The sequence below is a fragment of the Nostoc sp. 'Lobaria pulmonaria (5183) cyanobiont' genome (genome assembly GCF_002949795.1).
Classification (GTDB): Bacteria; Cyanobacteriota; Cyanobacteriia; order Cyanobacteriales; family Nostocaceae; genus Nostoc.
The window spans coordinates 1,945,880-1,962,196 of sequence record NZ_CP026692.1 but is presented as its reverse complement, the minus strand read 5'-3'; the positions used below and the strand labels follow the sequence as shown (position 1 = coordinate 1,962,196).

General features: G+C 43.0%; 10 protein-coding genes and 1 pseudogene. 4 read left to right on the top strand and 7 right to left on the bottom strand.

Annotation, left to right across the window (positions count from 1 at the left end):
• Positions 1–200: 200 nt before the first annotated feature.
• The 7 genes from NLP_RS08460 to NLP_RS08425 all read right to left on the bottom strand — a co-directional run bounded on the left by NLP_RS08460 (position 201) and on the right by NLP_RS08425 (position 12,308).
• On the bottom strand, positions 201–3,350 hold the full coding sequence (locus NLP_RS08460; protein ID WP_104906008.1) for a beta strand repeat-containing protein: 3,150 nt from the start codon (positions 3,348–3,350) through the stop codon (positions 201–203).
• A gap of 1,072 nt (positions 3,351–4,422) precedes the next feature.
• Complete coding sequence (locus NLP_RS34785) at positions 4,423–8,610, bottom strand: DUF4912 domain-containing protein (RefSeq protein WP_234017251.1); 4,188 nt, start codon at positions 8,608–8,610, stop codon at positions 4,423–4,425.
• 391 nt (positions 8,611–9,001) lie between these two features.
• A complete protein-coding gene (locus tag NLP_RS08440) occupies positions 9,002–10,108 on the bottom strand; it encodes a precorrin-8X methylmutase (protein ID WP_104909811.1) in 1,107 nt (368 codons plus the stop codon).
• 127 nt (positions 10,109–10,235) lie between these two features.
• Entirely contained in the window at positions 10,236–10,367 is a 132-nt protein-coding gene (locus NLP_RS35495; RefSeq protein ID WP_267894911.1) for a hypothetical protein, read from the bottom strand.
• A gap of 38 nt (positions 10,368–10,405) precedes the next feature.
• Entirely contained in the window at positions 10,406–11,029 is a 624-nt protein-coding gene (locus tag NLP_RS08435) for a hypothetical protein (protein ID WP_104906007.1), read from the bottom strand.
• A 3-nt stretch (positions 11,030–11,032) separates the two neighbouring features.
• Complete coding sequence (locus NLP_RS08430; protein WP_104906006.1) at positions 11,033–11,380, bottom strand: STAS-like domain-containing protein; 348 nt, start codon at positions 11,378–11,380, stop codon at positions 11,033–11,035.
• A 16-nt stretch (positions 11,381–11,396) separates the two neighbouring features.
• Positions 11,397–12,308: an ATP-binding protein gene (locus tag NLP_RS08425; RefSeq protein ID WP_199784783.1), complete on the bottom strand. Its 912-nt coding sequence runs from the start codon at positions 12,306–12,308 to the stop codon at positions 11,397–11,399.
• A gap of 300 nt (positions 12,309–12,608) precedes the next feature.
• On the opposite strand from NLP_RS08425, the gene NLP_RS08420 reads away from it, so the two are divergent.
• From NLP_RS08420 to NLP_RS08405, 4 genes and pseudogenes are all read left to right on the top strand, one after another.
• A complete protein-coding gene (locus NLP_RS08420) occupies positions 12,609–14,516 on the top strand; it encodes a heavy metal translocating P-type ATPase (protein WP_104906005.1) in 1,908 nt (635 codons plus the stop codon).
• A 77-nt stretch (positions 14,517–14,593) separates the two neighbouring features.
• A pseudogene (locus NLP_RS08415) lies at positions 14,594–14,684 on the top strand (IS1 family transposase); the annotation flags it as partial.
• Between the two features lie 53 nt (positions 14,685–14,737).
• Positions 14,738–15,598 carry a 16S rRNA (cytidine(1402)-2'-O)-methyltransferase gene (gene rsmI, locus NLP_RS08410; RefSeq protein WP_104906004.1) on the top strand — a complete coding sequence of 287 codons (861 nt, stop codon included), beginning with the start codon at positions 14,738–14,740 and terminating at the stop codon, positions 15,596–15,598.
• A 389-nt stretch (positions 15,599–15,987) separates the two neighbouring features.
• Positions 15,988–16,269, top strand: a complete 282-nt coding sequence (locus NLP_RS08405) for a GlsB/YeaQ/YmgE family stress response membrane protein (RefSeq protein WP_104906003.1) — start codon at positions 15,988–15,990, stop codon at positions 16,267–16,269.
• Positions 16,270–16,317 lie beyond the last annotated feature (48 nt).

Sequence of the window (16,317 nt, the reverse complement as noted above, 5' to 3'; positions counted from 1 at the left end):
AATTTTTTCCGGTTTTCCAGAGATGCGTCGATTTGGCGCAAATTGTTGGAAACCATAGACATCTGGTGTTAAATATGCGTTATCCAGAACCATTGTGGAAACGTAGCAGTGCTACGTCTCTATTGAAAAATTTAATGGGAGGTGCTTAAAATATAACCTCCCATTCCGTACCTAAAGTTATACAAGAGCGCTAATTACGATTAAACAACCACAAAATTCTTTTCTGTTAGTGACAAGCCAGCAGACATTTGTGCAAATTTTACCTGAGTAAACCCAGACGCACTGCCATCTCCATCAAAGAACAATGCACCTGTAATATTGTCATAGATAAATCGTTGATTGCTCGTGGTTGCAGATGTTCCGAGGGTAAACTGACTTGTCTTAAGTGAAGGTGTTGATAATCCGCCACCAAAACCAACAGCCGATATCTGAATCAGTTCATTAGTCGCGTTGAAGTCATAAATATTATCAACGCCTTGATTGTAACTATTGAAAGCAAAGGTATCAATACCAGCTCCTCCAATTAGGCTATCATTACCATTGCCACCTGTGAGGTAGTCATTGCCATTACCACCTTTGAGGGTGTTCTTACCAGTAGCGCTAGAGGCTGTGAGGTAGTCATTGCCATCGCCTCCATCCAGTAGATTATCGCCTGATGAATAATCAACAATCAAGCGATCGTTACCAGCACCACCGTTGAGGGTGTTATTGCCAGAGACAGTATAAGCTCCGTATGAGGAATATAAGGAGGCTGAACCAGCGGCTGTAAGAGTATCATTGCCATCGTCCCCAGAGAGTAAGTTATTGCCTGATGAATAATTAGTAACTAAGTTATCGTCACCAGCGCCACCATTGAGGGTGTTTTTGCCCAAAATAGCAATCAGAGAGAAATTGCCGCGATAGTCGTCGTAAAAACCAGAGACGTCAAGAGAATCATTACCATCGCCTCCAGAGAGCAGATTATTAACATTTAAATTCAAATCATTTGAAGCATTAGCACTCAAATAATCCTTACCTGCACCGCCGAGAATCGTGTTATTTCCACCTGCCCCATCTATCGTATCGTTACCATTGCTCCCCACAATCAAGTCATCGTAGTCTGTACCAAAAATATTTAAGCGTTCAATATTCTTATAGTTAACCCGATTCGTGCCCGATGTAATCGAGCCAGTATTAGTAGTGGCATTGAATGTCGAAGTGATTACCTCGGTAGCATAATAGCTACCAAACGACAACAAGTCGTCACCACTGCCCCCGTCTATTGTATCATTGCCACCATCGACCCCATTGACCCCATTGACCCCACCGATCGTATCGTTGCCATTGCTCCCCACAATCAAGTCATTGTAAGCCGTATCAAAAATATTTAATCGTTCGATATTCTTGTAGCTAACCCGATTCGTGCCTGATGTAATCGAGCCGATATTAGTAGTGGCATTGAAAGTCGTTGTGATTCCTTGGGTAGCACCATTACCTAACGACAAGTAATCGTCACCACTGCCCCCATCTATTGTATCATTGCCACCATCGAACCCATCTATTGTATCATTGCCACTAGTCCCGACAATATTGTCATCATAGGCTGTAGTTCTGATATATAGTTGTTCGATACTTTTGTAGCTAACCCGATTTGTGCCTGATGTAATCGAGCCGATATTAGTAGTGGCATTGAATGTCGAAGTGATTCCGCTCGTAGTATTGTAGTAATTGATGGACAAGGAATCTTTACCTATCCCTCCATCTACCGTTTGAGTTACTAAGGAAGAGGAGGCTGTAGATGGGGACGTAAAAGAGAAGCTGTCATTGCCATCCCCTCCTAAGAGCAGGTTATTACCTGTTGAATCAGTATTCAATTCATCGTTACCAGTGCCACCATTGAGCGTGTTATTACCAGAGGCGGCATAGGCATTAAGAGAATCATTGCCATCGCCACCAGCGAGTAGGTTATAGCCTGTTGAACCGTCAGCACTCAAGGAATCGTCACCAGCGCCACCGTTGAGGGTGTTATTGCCAGAGGTGGGATTGATATATCTGTTCTCTAAGAAGTCGAAATACGCAGAGATGTCAAGAGAATCATTGCCATCGCCACCAGAGAGCAGGTTATTACCTTTTGAAGAGCTAGCACTCAAGCGATCGCTACCAGCGCCACCGTTGAGGATATTATCGCTTGTTGAATCAACACTCAACTCATCGTTACCTTCACCGCCAAAAATCGTATCCTTGCCACCGCCCCCAGAGAGATAATCGTTGCCATTAGTCCCCACAATATTGTCATTGTAGGTTGTACCTGAGATATTTAATCTTTCGATATTCTTGTAGTTAACTCGATCCGTGCCCCCTCTAATCGAGCCAATGTTAGTAGCAGCATTGAAAGTCGAGGTGATTCCCCCCGTAGTATAGTTGAAATAGCCGGACAAGGAATCTTCACCTATCCCTCCATCTACCGTTTGAGTTACTAAAGAAGAGGAGGTAGTAGAGGGGGCCGCCAAAGAGAAGCTGTCATTGCCATCCCCACCAGAGAGCAGGTTATCGCCTGTTGAACTGTCAGCAATCAAGTAATCGTTACCAGCACCACCATTAAGGGTATTATTGCCTGTTGATGAATCAGCATTCAATTCATCGTCACCAGCACCACCAACGAGAAAGTTATTGCCCGTATCACCAATGAGAGTGTCATTTCCCGCGCCACCAATGAGAGTATCATTTCCCGTACCACCGCGCAGCAAATCGTTGCCACTCTTGCCGTCGATTTTGTCATTACCCGCCTCACCATTGACGACATCATCTGAGTCGTCTAAACCCGTAATGTTGTTGTCGAGGTCATTAAGAAAAGTCACCGTGTTCTTGATGCCCAGGTTGGTATCAGTGGAGTTGGCATCCAGGACATTAAAGCTGTCGGTGATACTAGTTTGCCCTCCAAACAAGATATTGCCAATCGCTGGTGTTGCCCCAGAAGCTTTCAGATTCTTGAAGTTTTCTAATTTGAAGTTTTGCAGGATGACTATGGTCTGACCTGCCTCTTCAAAGCCGATTTCCAAATTGCTGCCATTCTGAGTAAGGAGCAAGTTTTTGGCACTAAAGAAGTCAAAGTCGGGGAATTTTAGGGTGTCCACTTCGGCAATGACTGCTGCCGAGGTATTTACGCCTTTACCTATGCCACCGAAATCAGTGATTGTATCAATGCCGTTACTGAGGTTGTAAACAAATTGATCCTTACCGCCACCACCAATTAAGGTGTCGTTACCATCGTTACCTGTGATGGTATCGTTACCTGCAAGACCCTTAATCGTGTCCGCGTCATCACTACCTACTAGGGTATCGTTACCGTTGGTTCCAATGATATTTGCCATAACTTATTACCTGAGTAAATCGATTTTTTTAGTAACTTCAGTTCTCAATCTTGAGTTTAGTGACGTTTTCGGGGACTAAAATCTACCGAAATTTGATGTTTCCGGGATACTTTATACTTCACCATTGAAGCTCATCAGTAAATTGATTGAAGATTCACCAGATAAAAAGGCTTGTACATATCACTTATTTAACTATCTCAGACTATCTAAGTCTTAAGCACTCTACAAATTAATGAAGGTGTGCATTCAGGATAATCGGTCATTTCAGGCTTTTTTAATCATCTTTGTTCAATACAAATCACTGAATAAGCATTGAAAAATTCAGCTTTAATGCCTAAAATCCACCCTTCATATTTGGTTTTTGCCAGCGCCTAAGTCTTACTACCTTGAAAATAATCAACAGTTGACTCTTACCCGGTAAAAATATTTTGATACCCTCCTTGTGGGCTATTCTATGTGGGTGTTTAGCTTGAAAATAGAGAACATCTCAATAACCTTACAATAACACTACAGTAAATTACAGTCAATATTTTACTTACATATTTATACTGAAATACTTATATTGGCATACTGTTTACATTATTTGCCGATAAATGTATTTATAAATACTGAGTTTTGTGTATTCTTCATATCATTTTAGTTTCTAGGCAATAAACCCGGATTTCTCACAAGTGAAAAATCCGGGAGTGCTACTTCAGAAATTATTTCATCTTTCCCAATTGCCTTTACAAGACTTACCCACTCAGAAAGAACGCGCGCTTAAGGATTGGAGTAGTGTATTTTATCCATCTTAGGACTTACGCATTGACATAAAAGACAAAATATGAATGATTTGAAAAACCACATCTGTCGTTAGGGCACAGCATTGCTGTGCCCCTACAGTGCAGGTCTATTTACTATCAAAGAATGATTAATTAAAGCCTGAAACGACCTATGCATGGTAAATGCATACCATAATTAATTTGTACAGTGCGTAAGTCCTACATCTAAAAACTGCTATATAATAAAATCCCCCCTTCCTATACCCCCTAAAAAGAGAGAATCGGGTTAGAGGGGATAACTCAGGGTAATGTTAGCTTTCGGAAGTTTCCTGAGAGAACTTCTTATGGATAGTTCTTGGGGATTCCCCATCAGCAGCTACCGTTATCAGATAGTCCATTAAACCATCTGAAAAGGGAAGACGTAGGTGAAAAGTCCCATCGGGTTTAATTTTGATGGCATGACCACCAATGTTTACGCTGGTATTTGGTTGAGTTGCTCCGTGAATAATTAACTCAGCATCAGCGACAAACCAGAAATCTCCGTAGGAACGACTGAAAACCCGGACGTTAGCGGAACGGGCGATGAGTAACCAACGGTCGCCATCAGCGATATAGCCAATTTCAACCATATAATCGCGATCGCTCACCGGAATCGCCACAAAGCGATCGCGTGCTACTTCTTCAGATTCATACTGCTGGACAAGCTGGGGACTTTGATAACTCAAGTCAATCCCGGTTACATCATAGAGCCGCACTACTAGTTGGGAACTGCCCTGTTGTCGCAGTGCTTCCGCCTGAGCTTTGGAAATATTCCAAGAAACATAAGCCCACTTGGGAGTGCGGGGTGTGAGGAAAATACTGCTCTCTTCTGGAGCAGTTTCTTCTTCTACATTTGCCAAGCCAACAGCTGCTTCGCTTACTAATGCTACATTTTCACCAGTGGAATCTGTTGTCGAATTTGTCGGCGCTGGACTAAAGACACGAACGATCGCAGAACGAGCAATGAATAACCAGCCTAGTTTACCGCCGTAGGCATCGCCATCAGCGACATAGCCAATTTCAGCTATGTAATCGCGTTCGCTGATGGGAATTTCCACAAAGCGATCGTGTGCAGTCTCTTCACATTCATACTGCTGTACCAGCTGCGGAGTTTGATAACTCAAATCAATGCCAGTCACATCATATAGCCGCACTACCAATTGAGAGCCGCCCTGTTGTTGCAGTGCTGCTTTCTTAGCTTCGGAAATCTCCCAAGAGACATCAGCCCATTGGGAAGTGCGGGGTGTGAGGACAATACTGCTTTCTTCTTGGAAATCTACCAAATCAACATCTGTTTGATCCGCGATTGCGACATCATCAACTACGGGATCTGGATTTACAGCACTGAAGACACGAATAATTGCAGAACGGGCGATGAATAACCAGTGTTCGCCATAAGCGATATAGCCAATTTCAGCTAGGTAGTTGCGATCGTTGACGGGAATTTCCACAAAGCGATCGTGTGCTGTTTCCTCACATTCATATTGCTTTACTAGCTGGGGACTTTGATAACTCAAGTCAATGCCAGTCACATCATACAGCCGCACTACCAATTGAGAGCCGCCCTGTTGCCACAGTTCTGCTTTCTTGGCTGCGGAAATCTCCCAAGATACATGAGCCGATGTATAAGTATGTGGTGCGAGCACAATACTGCTTTCTTCTTCACCGATCTCTTCTTGAGTATCTACCAAATCAATATCTGTTTTATCTGCGATTGCGACATCATCAACTATCGGATCTGGATTCACAGGACTGAAGACACGAACAATTGGAGAACGGGCGATAAATAACCAGCGTAGTTTACCGCTGTAGGCATCGCCATCAGCGATATAGCCAATTTCAGCTATGTAGTCGCGATCGCTGCGGGGAATGTCTATTGAGCCGTCGTTTACTGTTTCCTCAGATTCATACTGCTTTACTAACTGTGGAGTTTGATAACTTAAATCAATGCCAGTCACATCATACAGCCGCACTATTAATTGCGAGCCGCCTTGTTGCCGCAGTGCTGCTTTTTTGGTTTCGGAAATCTCCCAAGATACATCAGCCGATGTATGAGTATCTGGTGTGAGCATAATACTGCTTTCTTCATCTGCATCAACCAAACCAGTAGCTGTTTCGGCTGCGGTCGTCTCATTTTGAGCATCCGATCCAAAGGTGCTAGCCCAAGCACCAACTCCTGCGCCTGCTGCTAAAGCCGCCGCTGCGGCCAAATCTGTGGAATTAGCTTCAGCAACACCTTGCCCGACAGTCGGCTCGGCTGGAAGTTCTTCCTCTGGCAAATTTAAAGTGGGTTCGGCTGCGTCCGCTACCACATTCAAGGCATCTTCACTCAATAAATCTTCTGTAAATTCAGGTAAATCGAGCAGTGAGGATGTTTCTGTCGCTGATGCTTCCACATCATCTGCCACTTCCTCAGACTCCGCTAAGGGCAATTCATCTACTGAGGCTGTATCTTCAGTTTCTGTAAATTCAGGTAAATCGAGCAGTGAGGATGTTTCTGTCGCTGATGCTTCCACATCGGCTGTCACTTCGTCAGATTCCGCTAAGGCCCATTCATCTACTGAGGCTGTATCTTCAGTTGAGGTGATACTCTCTAGCCAGTTCAATTCTGCTTGAAGTTCCTCATCTACCTCATCTTCACTAATTGCTGTGTCCCAATACCCAAAATCAGAGGTTACTTGTGGCACATCTGATAATTCTGGGAGTGGGGCTGTCACCTCAGATGAAGACAGTTCTATATCAGATATCTCTTCTGGAATATTACCCAGGTGAGGATATGAAGTATTGACTACAGCCGCTGGGGCTTCTATATACCATGCAACTTCATCAGACTCAGGAGTATTTGTCTCCGTATAATTATTTAACTCTACTGTCTCATCGATTGCGTTTGTTTCTGTTTCTTTGTTGCTAAAGGTAGACCAAGTAGCCGCCCCGATGCCTGTTGCTATAGCCGCACCACCTAAGGCTGCGGCTCCTAAGTTGTTATTTTCCGAGCCATTAGCTACGCCTGATGTCGCGCCTTCATAGAGGTTAGAAGTACCATTACTTGTCTCCTGTACTAAATTTGCTGTCCCCTGAGTAGCATTTTGGTTCAGATCGGATTGTGTTTGAGCGTAGATGTTGAAAGAAGTGCGATCGGGGGTTTCTTGCTCTGGGAAGTGCGGTACTGCCTGCTCCTCCAGCGTCGCTCCATTCAGGGAAGAACCCGTGCTAGTCTCGATCGCCGCCGTTTCTCCATTGGGTGGATGAGGATTTGATTCTGGGAAATTGTCTCCACTGGGTGGATGAGGATTTGATTCTGGGAAATTGTCTGTTGTCTCAGCGGGCAATGGACGTTTTCTCAGAATCCACCATACTGCAGATCCACCTACAGTGATAAAAAAGACAGGTAGCAGCAACCACAATGGTGTTTCTTTATTTACAATTGGAGTGCTTTGTGCAGGAGCAGCCACAAAGGGCTGTTCGCCAAATACAGAACTAGTGGCACTAGGGGAAGGCGTAGCCGCTGGTGTCGTCTGGGCACTGGGGGAAGCCGCAACAGCAGGTTGTAAGACGCTGGCTGCGATCGCCTCGGCTTCGACAGTTCTACCTTTTTCTATAGCCTGCTGTCCTGGGGGTGCTAGGGTAAAGCCAAGAAAATCTACTGTGGTTAAACTCTGATTTTTTTTGTAAACGTAAACTAAAGGTTGCGAAAAAGGATATTTAGCATCATCTGGTAAGGCTTGATGTAATTGCAGAACTCGCACCCCTTTCAACTTCGACACCTGATTAGCTAACACATAGCTGATGCCGTCTTTGCCCAGTTGTTTGATGATTTCTGCGGTATTATCATCAGTTACTTGGGTAGCATTGGCTCCTGTAGCAAATTCAGCACTTTTGAAGGCTGGATAAGTACGAAAAGTATTGCGAGTTTCACTGGCGATCGGGCGATCAATGAACCGAATCTTCCCTGAAGGCCCTCCCAGTTGCGACCAATTTGTAATTTGTCCGCGGAAAATCCGGGCAAATTGCTTACTAGTCAAGCTTCCTTTGAAAGGATTGTCTGCACCAACCACGATCGCAATCTTCTCACGCTGCAAACGAATTTGCTCTAGTCCTTGGGCTTTTTCTGCTGGCGTCAACCCGCGCCCCATTGCGACTATATCGATTTTGCCATCTAGCAAATTTTTCAGGGCTGTCTCAGTGCCGTTAGCAGCAACTTCAACCTTTTTACCAGCAAACTGTTTTTCAAAACTTTCTTTCAGGCTTTGGTTGATTGCACTCAAGCTACTGGAACCGTCAATCCGCACTATCGATTCATTTTGCCCTGTTTGTGGCAGTGGCGAAGAGGTAGCTTCCGGTGTAGATTGTGCCAGCATCGGTGCTGATACCACTAGAGATGCTGCCATCGGGGTTGTAGCTAAGGCAACCCATAGTATCAGCCTGACTATCGAAGTATCTTTTTTTTCTTGTTGCCACATAAGCCCCTTAATTAAAGTAAAAAATAGAAAGCCTGTCAGTCCTAAATCGCGATCTTTATCTTTATAAAGATTATGGAGGAGACGGGCTAATTATACATCTGAGTTATCTTTAGTTCTAATTACTTCAAAGCACTTATGCCGATTTATACTTCGCCGTAGTTTGGATAGCATGATAATTTATACTCTAATTGCCAAAGTCTGTTTACTATAAATTTTTCTAAGTTAGATTGCAACTTATACCAAGTTGGTAACTTCTGGACACAATTATGAATTATTGAATTACTAAAACTGGTAAAGTGTAGCAAATTCAATATTATTTAACAATATTATTTTCAGTAGTGCTAAGTTCTAAGTAGCCTCCTGTCTGAACTGAATACTTATTGTTCAGCACTTATTTGAGATAACAATGACAATCTGGCTTATCAATCAGTGACTCAACCAAGGCATTTAGGGCAGTTGCAGCTAAAGCGCCACCTCCCAAAGTCCCTTCAACTGTAATATAAGGTATCCCTTGTTGCATCAGTTGTCGCTTGGCTGCGGGAGCATGGCTAAAGCCAATAGGCATTCCAATAACTAATGCAGGCTGAATTTTTTGATTAGCGATCGCTTCACAAACTTCTATAAGGACTGAGGGAGCATAACCAATTACCAACACACAACCTTGATTTACTTGCAGCAATTTTGATCGCCATTCTCGATGTTGCCAAAAAGCAACTTCGGCTTCTGTGGCAGTGGTAATGTGGGGATTATCAATCAAGGTTTCAGTGCGACATCCCAAGTGAAGTAATCGGGTTTGATCTAAAGCCGCAGCAACCGTTTGAGTATCGACAACAATTTGACAGCTTGAAGATAAAGCTTCTCGACTAGCTGCGATCGCATCTTGACTCAACTTGACAAAAGACACCAAACTGACATCGCCACAAGCCAAAACCAACTGAGAAATTAAGTGTTGTTCAATTTCCGAACGGTGAGACAAATCAGGTAGTAAGCGTTGTAGCGATTCTGTAAAAGCTTCAGAGTGGTTATGAATTTCGGCATCTAAACCACTCAAGAGATTTTCTAATCCCCCTAATCCAGCTTGGGTTTCGACATCGAGTAACTTGAGTTGTGCCAAAACTTCCGCCTGGATAATTTGACAATGGCGATCGCGCCCCAATAATCCTTCTAGTGCTGATGCAGTTTGTCGCAGTTGAGAAATTTGTTGCATCACTGCGTGATATTGCTGCTGGAGTTGTCCCATGAGGTTAACAGTTGTGTCAGCTTCTGGTTTAACCTCCAAAATTTGACGGATGTGGTTTAGCTGAAACCCTTGCTGCTTGAGTGCCACAATCCGTTGCAACCTGAGAACATCTTTTTTGGTGTAGAGACGGTAATTACTGTGCGATCGTAGTGGTTGCGGTAACAGTCCCAATTGATGATAATGTCGCACCATTCGCGGAGTTAAACCGCCGCCTACCAAGTGTGTTAACTGCTTAATTGTCAGATCGCTGCTTTTAATTTCCACGAATTACGGTTTTAAAGAGGTTAATTGTTGTCGAGGGGGCGTGTTTAGGAAGGGCGATCGCTTTTAACCTAGCTTAGTACAGCATTTAATTAATTTGTAGCGAATTAAATTTGGCAATATTTTACAATGCCAATGCATCCCGATGCAATGTGAATGCGTCTCCCTGCAATGCCAATGCATCCCGATGCAATGTGAATGCGTGCCCTTGCAATGCCAATGCATCCCGATACAATGTGAATGCGTTCCCTTGCATTAAAAACGCTACGCTTTTAAAAATTGTACTTAGTTAAACTACCTAAGAGGCGATAATTTTTTTTGTATATTAGCTGCTTGGATGACGTTGTTATTGCTCGTAAATACCTGAATATCTGGAACAACAGCATAATCCATGTCATGTGTGATAATTTTAATTTTCCCTGCTCCTGCTCTGCTAATAGCTTCGAGAAGTAGTAAATCGTAGCCGTCAACAGCTTGAGTTTGAAATCTGTTTAGTGCTGCATCGGTTGTTGCGTCATCTACTGTCAGATTAACAGGAACAGCAAACGTCTTAACCTGACTCCAAGCTGACTGAACTTCGGCAACAACATTCATCCGTTCATTTGGGTAATTATGACGATATTCCTTAAATGGCAAAGACCCATGTGATTTTGTATAAATGTTATATTCAGTTTTCTCAATGATATGAGCCAATTCAGCCAAAATTAGCCCAGAATATGTCAGTGTGGCTCCATTTACAAGAGCTTGATTAATATATTTCAGATAATTGCTGAATCTGGAAGTTTGAGTACCAAACCCAGCATTTGTATACGTCTGCCAAAACCAGACGTTGGTATCTACAAGGAAAATATCACCCTGCTGGGGATTATCAGTTTTGATATCGATGATATCAGCTTGGATATTAAGATTTACCACCATGCTTTAAAAAGTTGCAGCCTGCTCTGCGATCGCTGCATCCACCGCATTACGAAATTGCTCATCGGAATAGTAATGCTTCGCATTGGCAATCACACGCTCAAGAACATTCCACCCCTCAGAACTTATAGCGGTGAACTCAACCAGTCGATTCAGGTTATCTGCTGGAATATCTTTCAAGAGATGAGCGATCGCAAGGTTGAAAAAGGGAGACGCAAAGACCTGAACTCCAGTAAAATCCAATTCTACAGGGTTGCCAGAAAGCAGAACTGGATGAATCTGGTCATATAGCTTCTGCCCACTCTCAGCGCTGATGGCGTATTTCCCGACGAGATCAAAAATTTTGTATGCCATTCCTCTATCTCCCTATTTAAAATAACCGCTTCTTAAGTTGATGAGCTTCAGTTGCTAGGCAGTAGTAAGATTCATCACACCGAATTGCAATATTAATCAGGGTTCCCTTGAAATTAGTACATGTGTTCTTATATATAATATTATCGCCTATATTGACATATCCGTCATTACTAAAAATTGTAAGGTTTCCATGATTTTTTACGATGAACTCTTGCAATAAATTTAAGCCTGCGCCACGGGAGATACTGTCTTGCTTAGTGCTATTTCCCGGCTCGAACGCCCACTGTAGAGCCTCATTAGCAGTCTTGTCTAAGTTCTGAGGTAGAGAGCGAACACTAGTAGGGATACCAATACCAAAGTCGATGACCGTCAGATGAAGAAAACCAAGTTTGGGGTAGTGCTGACCGCAGCTGAACACCCCCACCGCAGATTGACTATGATCAAATGCATTGAAATATATCTCTAAGACTCGCCCTGTAATTGCATCTTGTAGTCTTGGACTGATGTTGACCCAACCTTTGCCCAGCCAATTATATTTCAGGTAATCTGCAATAGCACTCATATCCTGCTGAAGATCATTCCGGTAAGGTATTGAGTTGCCATCCCACGGTTTCGTGTTAAAACCGAAATCATACAAGAAGCCATTCTGAGCTAAGTTCATCCGAATTTTGTCTGGAAGTGTATTCCAATCGAAAGCGAGAGAGCCGCCACGAGCTTCGACAAGACGGAATAGTCCCCCCAAAAAAGCAACGCCGTAGTGTCCCAAGAATTCGCAGTAGTGAAAATCTACCTTGATATTTAAGCAATCTTGGGGTAACTGCTCAATTTCATCCCTAAGTTTAAATAACTTATTAAAATGATGGGGATTATCATCAATCTTGGTTACATAAAGAATTAAATTTGGTTGATTTTTAGTCTTTAACAGCAAGATAACTCCGACTATTACAGATATTTATTAGTTATTTATATCTTGAACTTTAAAACTGGTATCAACAACATTTAGCACTTTTTTGCGATTGTGGAGCGTGCCACAGGCAATCGCTTTCATCCTCTAATAAGAAATTTGAAGGTTTACAAATTAGCGCACCATACCTAAAATAAAACACACACTACCATAAAGAATAACTCTGCGAATCTAGCCACTCTTGGAGCATTTTTCACGCTAAACCTTGACATTAACATTAATGTCAAGGTTTAGCGTGAGAGAGTCCCTGTTAATTCACCTCTCATGCTCTACCCCCAACGTTTCACCCAATTCACCAGAGAACACGCAGATACCGTAGCAGCTCTTTTATGTGGGTTGCTGCTATTTCTCGGATGGTTCGCCTTGCATCTCGGCGCTTTGGGATTAGCACTGCTGCTCCTACCTGCTGCTTACGTGATTGGTGGTTATGAAAGTGCGCGGGAGGGATTAACCACCCTTTTCAAAGAAAAAGAACTTGATGTAGATTTGCTGATGATTGTCGCCGCCATTGGTGCTGCTAGCCTTGGCTTATGGCGAGGAGAATATCATTTAATTATTGATGGGGCAATTTTGATTCTGATCTTTGCCATCAGTGGCGCACTAGAAGGCTATGCAATGCAGCGAACTGAGCGGAGTATCCGTAGTTTGATGAGTTTGACAGCAGATACAGCAAGGGTTTTGTATCAAGGAAGAGAAGAGGAAATTCCTATCAGTCAGCTAAAAGTGGGTGATGAGATTGTCGTCAAACCTGGAGAGTTAATTCCTACTGATGGAATAATTTTATCTGGTTACAGCACCCTGAATCAAGCTGCAATCACAGGCGAGTCTTTACCTGTAGAGAAAACAGTGGGTGCAGAAGTATTTGCCGGTACACTCAATAGCTATGGTGCATTGCAAATTAAGGTACACAAACCAGCCCAAAGCAGTTTAATCCAGCGGGTGATTCGTTTGGTAGAACAAGCAAAGACTCAAGCACCTCCTTCACAAGAGTTTATCGATCGCTTTGAAAAAGGATATGCCAAAGTCATTGTAGTAGCTGGGATATTGCTGGCAACTTTACCGCCATTTCTCTGGGGTTGGGATTGGGAAACGACGATTTACCGCGCTCTTACTTTTTTGGTGGTGGCTTCTCCCTGTGCGCTGATGGCTGCAATTATGCCCACCCTGCTTTCAGGAATCGCCAATGGTGCAAGACAGGGGATTTTGTTTAAAAATGGGGCGCAGTTGGAGAAGATTGGTAAAGTCCGAGCGATCGCATTTGATAAAACTGGTACTCTAACAACAGGACAGGTGCAGGTATTTCAGATAGTTTCAGTTAGTGAATACACTAGCAATGATGTATTAATAGCTGCTGCCAGTGTAGAATCATCTTCCGAACATCCCATCGGTAAAGCAGTTGTGCAGGCAGCTATTGATTTAAATTGGGTTGGTGCAATCGAAGTGCAAGCCTTACCTGGACAAGGAATTGTCGGAATTTCTCAAGAACAACAGGTAATTGTCGGGAATGCCATTTTTGTGCAGCAGTATGTGACAAATTTACCTGAAGAATTGCAAGAAATAGTTCAATCTTGGGAGCAAGAAGGTAAAACTGTGGTTTGGGTAGCACGGGGAGCAGAGGTGATGGGTGTAATTGCGATCGCAGATGAGGTAAGAGTTGAAGCAGCCGCAACCATCAGCAGATTAAAGAAACTGGGAGTTGAACAAATTGTCATGCTAACCGGGGATAATCAGGAAACTGCTCACAGTGTCGCCAAAGCAGTAGGAATTGATCGGGTATATGCCCAACTTCTACCAGAAGATAAGCTGAATGTTATCCGCAGTTTACAGCAACAATATCAAACAGTTGCAATGGTAGGCGATGGCATTAATGATGCACCAGCTTTAGCGCAAGCATCTGTGGGTATAGCAATGGGAGTATCTGGTAGCGATGTGGCATTGGAAACCGCAGATATAGTACTGATGGCAGACAGGTTAGAAAAAATTGCTGTAGCGATGCATTTGGGCAGGCGATCGCAACTCATAGTAAAACAAAATATAGTTGTAGCGTTGAGTTTCATTATGTTGCTTTTAGTCGGCAACTTTCTCGGAAATATTAACTTACCCATCGGCGTGATTGGCCATGAAGGTTCCACAGTGTTAGTTACCCTGAGTGGACTAAGATTATTGAAATAAGATAGGACGCAATACAGTTCAGAATGAGCAACAAAACCCAGATGTAGAGATGCGATTTATCGCGTCTTAAAAGACCAGAAATACCCGAAATCACTGAAATTGATGAATTAGAAACTTTCGTCGGGTCAAAAAAACAAAATTTGGGTATGGAGTGTGGCCAATACTCAATTCGCATTAGACGTAAATTATTATTTTGAACTTTTAACTCTTAACTCTTGCTCATGCAAACCGATCCAAAACCAGGAACACTTTACGTTGTCGGCACACCAATTGGCAACCTGGAAGATATCACCTTTCGGGCGGTACGAATTTTGCAAACTGTGGATATTATTGCTGCGGAAGACACGCGTCATACTGGCAAACTGCTACAGCATTTTCAAGTCAAAACACCCCAGGTGAGTTACCACGAACACAATCGTACCAGCCGTATTCCAGAATTATTAGAGCATTTAGTTAATAATAAAGCGATCGCTCTTGTGAGCGATGCTGGGATGCCAGGTATTTCCGATCCGGGATATGAACTGGTGAAAGCCTGTATTGAGGCGGGAATTCCAGTAGTTCCGATTCCTGGCGCTAGTGCAGCAATTACCGCTTTGAGTGCAGCTGGACTACCAACAGATCGATTTGTCTTTGAAGGCTTTCTCCCAGCTAAAACTCAACAGAGACAAGAACATTTAGAATCTCTGCAAACAGAATCTCGCACATTGATTTTCTACGAATCGCCGCACCGTTTGCGAGATACTTTGCAAGACTTAGCTCTTGTTTGGGGAAGCGATCGCCAAATTGTGTTAGGACGGGAGTTAACTAAATTGTATGAGGAATTTTGGCGGGGGACAATTGCCCAAGCGATCGCTTACTACACTCAACGAGAACCCCAAGGTGAATATACATTAGTAGTAGCGGGAATTCCAGCCAGTCAGCCCCAACTGACAGAAGAAGAATTGAAAGCCGAATTGAAACAGTTAATTAGTCAAGGAATATCGCGATCGCAAGCTAGCCGTCAGTTAGCAAAATTTACTTCCCTTCCCCGTCGCCAACTTTATCAACTAGCTCTTTCTATAGTCTTCAGTCCTGAGCCTTAAACGGCTGATATCGCTTTTTTTAAAATCAAAAATCCAGATGTGAAAAGTATATACTTCTTTATTCTTTCTTCCCTTTGTGTCTTTCTCTACGAGATACTACGCTTACCCCTACGGAGAAGCAAGCTACACGTCGTATCTCATCTAGAAGGCGATTAGCTTCCTTATCTACATTTTTTATGATGTCAAATAAGACTGCTATACAAATACTTGAATGTACAGAATGTTACTAATTTATATATTCATCGTCAAAGACCACCTGGTGAATATTCAAATGATGTCTAAAGATTTTTGATATTAGTTCTCTAGATAGATCGGAAATTTTGGAGGCAAACTTTAATATGAAAGAGTCAAATGCAAACAAAGCAGATTATCAGTGAAGGAGAAATTCTATGACTAACATTATTGCTTGGTTGGTTTTGGGTTTAATTGCAGGTGCCTTAGCTAAGTTATTTTATCCTGGAACCCAAGGTGGCGGTATTATCTCTACCATTATATTAGGAATCCTTGGAGCCGTATTCGGTGGTTATTTGGGTCAAGTATTGTTAGGAAGTAGTTCGGGAGCAGCAGCTGCATCTGTAGGAGCTTTATCTCTGCCAAGCATTTTATTTGCTGTTATTGGTGCAATGATCCTAATTTTCCTTTGGGGTTTACTGACTCGCCGAGCTGTGTAATTGCCTCAAATTTAGGTAACAATCTTGGGAATCACTTCTAACTGCAAT

Bases quoted from the DNA above. Each gene is read 5' to 3' on its own strand.
- NLP_RS08460 (WP_104906008.1), bottom strand. From the start codon at position 3,350: ATGGCAAATATCATTGGAACCAACGGTAACGATACCCTAGTAGGTAGT.
- NLP_RS34785 (WP_234017251.1), bottom strand. From the start codon at position 8,610: ATGTGGCAACAAGAAAAAAAAGATACTTCGATAGTCAGGCTGATACTA.
- NLP_RS35495 (WP_267894911.1), bottom strand. From the start codon at position 10,367: ATGCAAGGGAACGCATTCACATTGTATCGGGATGCATTGGCATTGCAA.
- NLP_RS08435 (WP_104906007.1), bottom strand. From the start codon at position 11,029: ATGGTGGTAAATCTTAATATCCAAGCTGATATCATCGATATCAAAACT.
- NLP_RS08430 (WP_104906006.1), bottom strand. From the start codon at position 11,380: ATGGCATACAAAATTTTTGATCTCGTCGGGAAATACGCCATCAGCGCT.
- NLP_RS08420 (WP_104906005.1), top strand. From the start codon at position 12,609: ATGCTCTACCCCCAACGTTTCACCCAATTCACCAGAGAACACGCAGAT.
- rsmI (WP_104906004.1), top strand. From the start codon at position 14,738: ATGCAAACCGATCCAAAACCAGGAACACTTTACGTTGTCGGCACACCA.
- NLP_RS08405 (WP_104906003.1), top strand. From the start codon at position 15,988: ATGACTAACATTATTGCTTGGTTGGTTTTGGGTTTAATTGCAGGTGCC.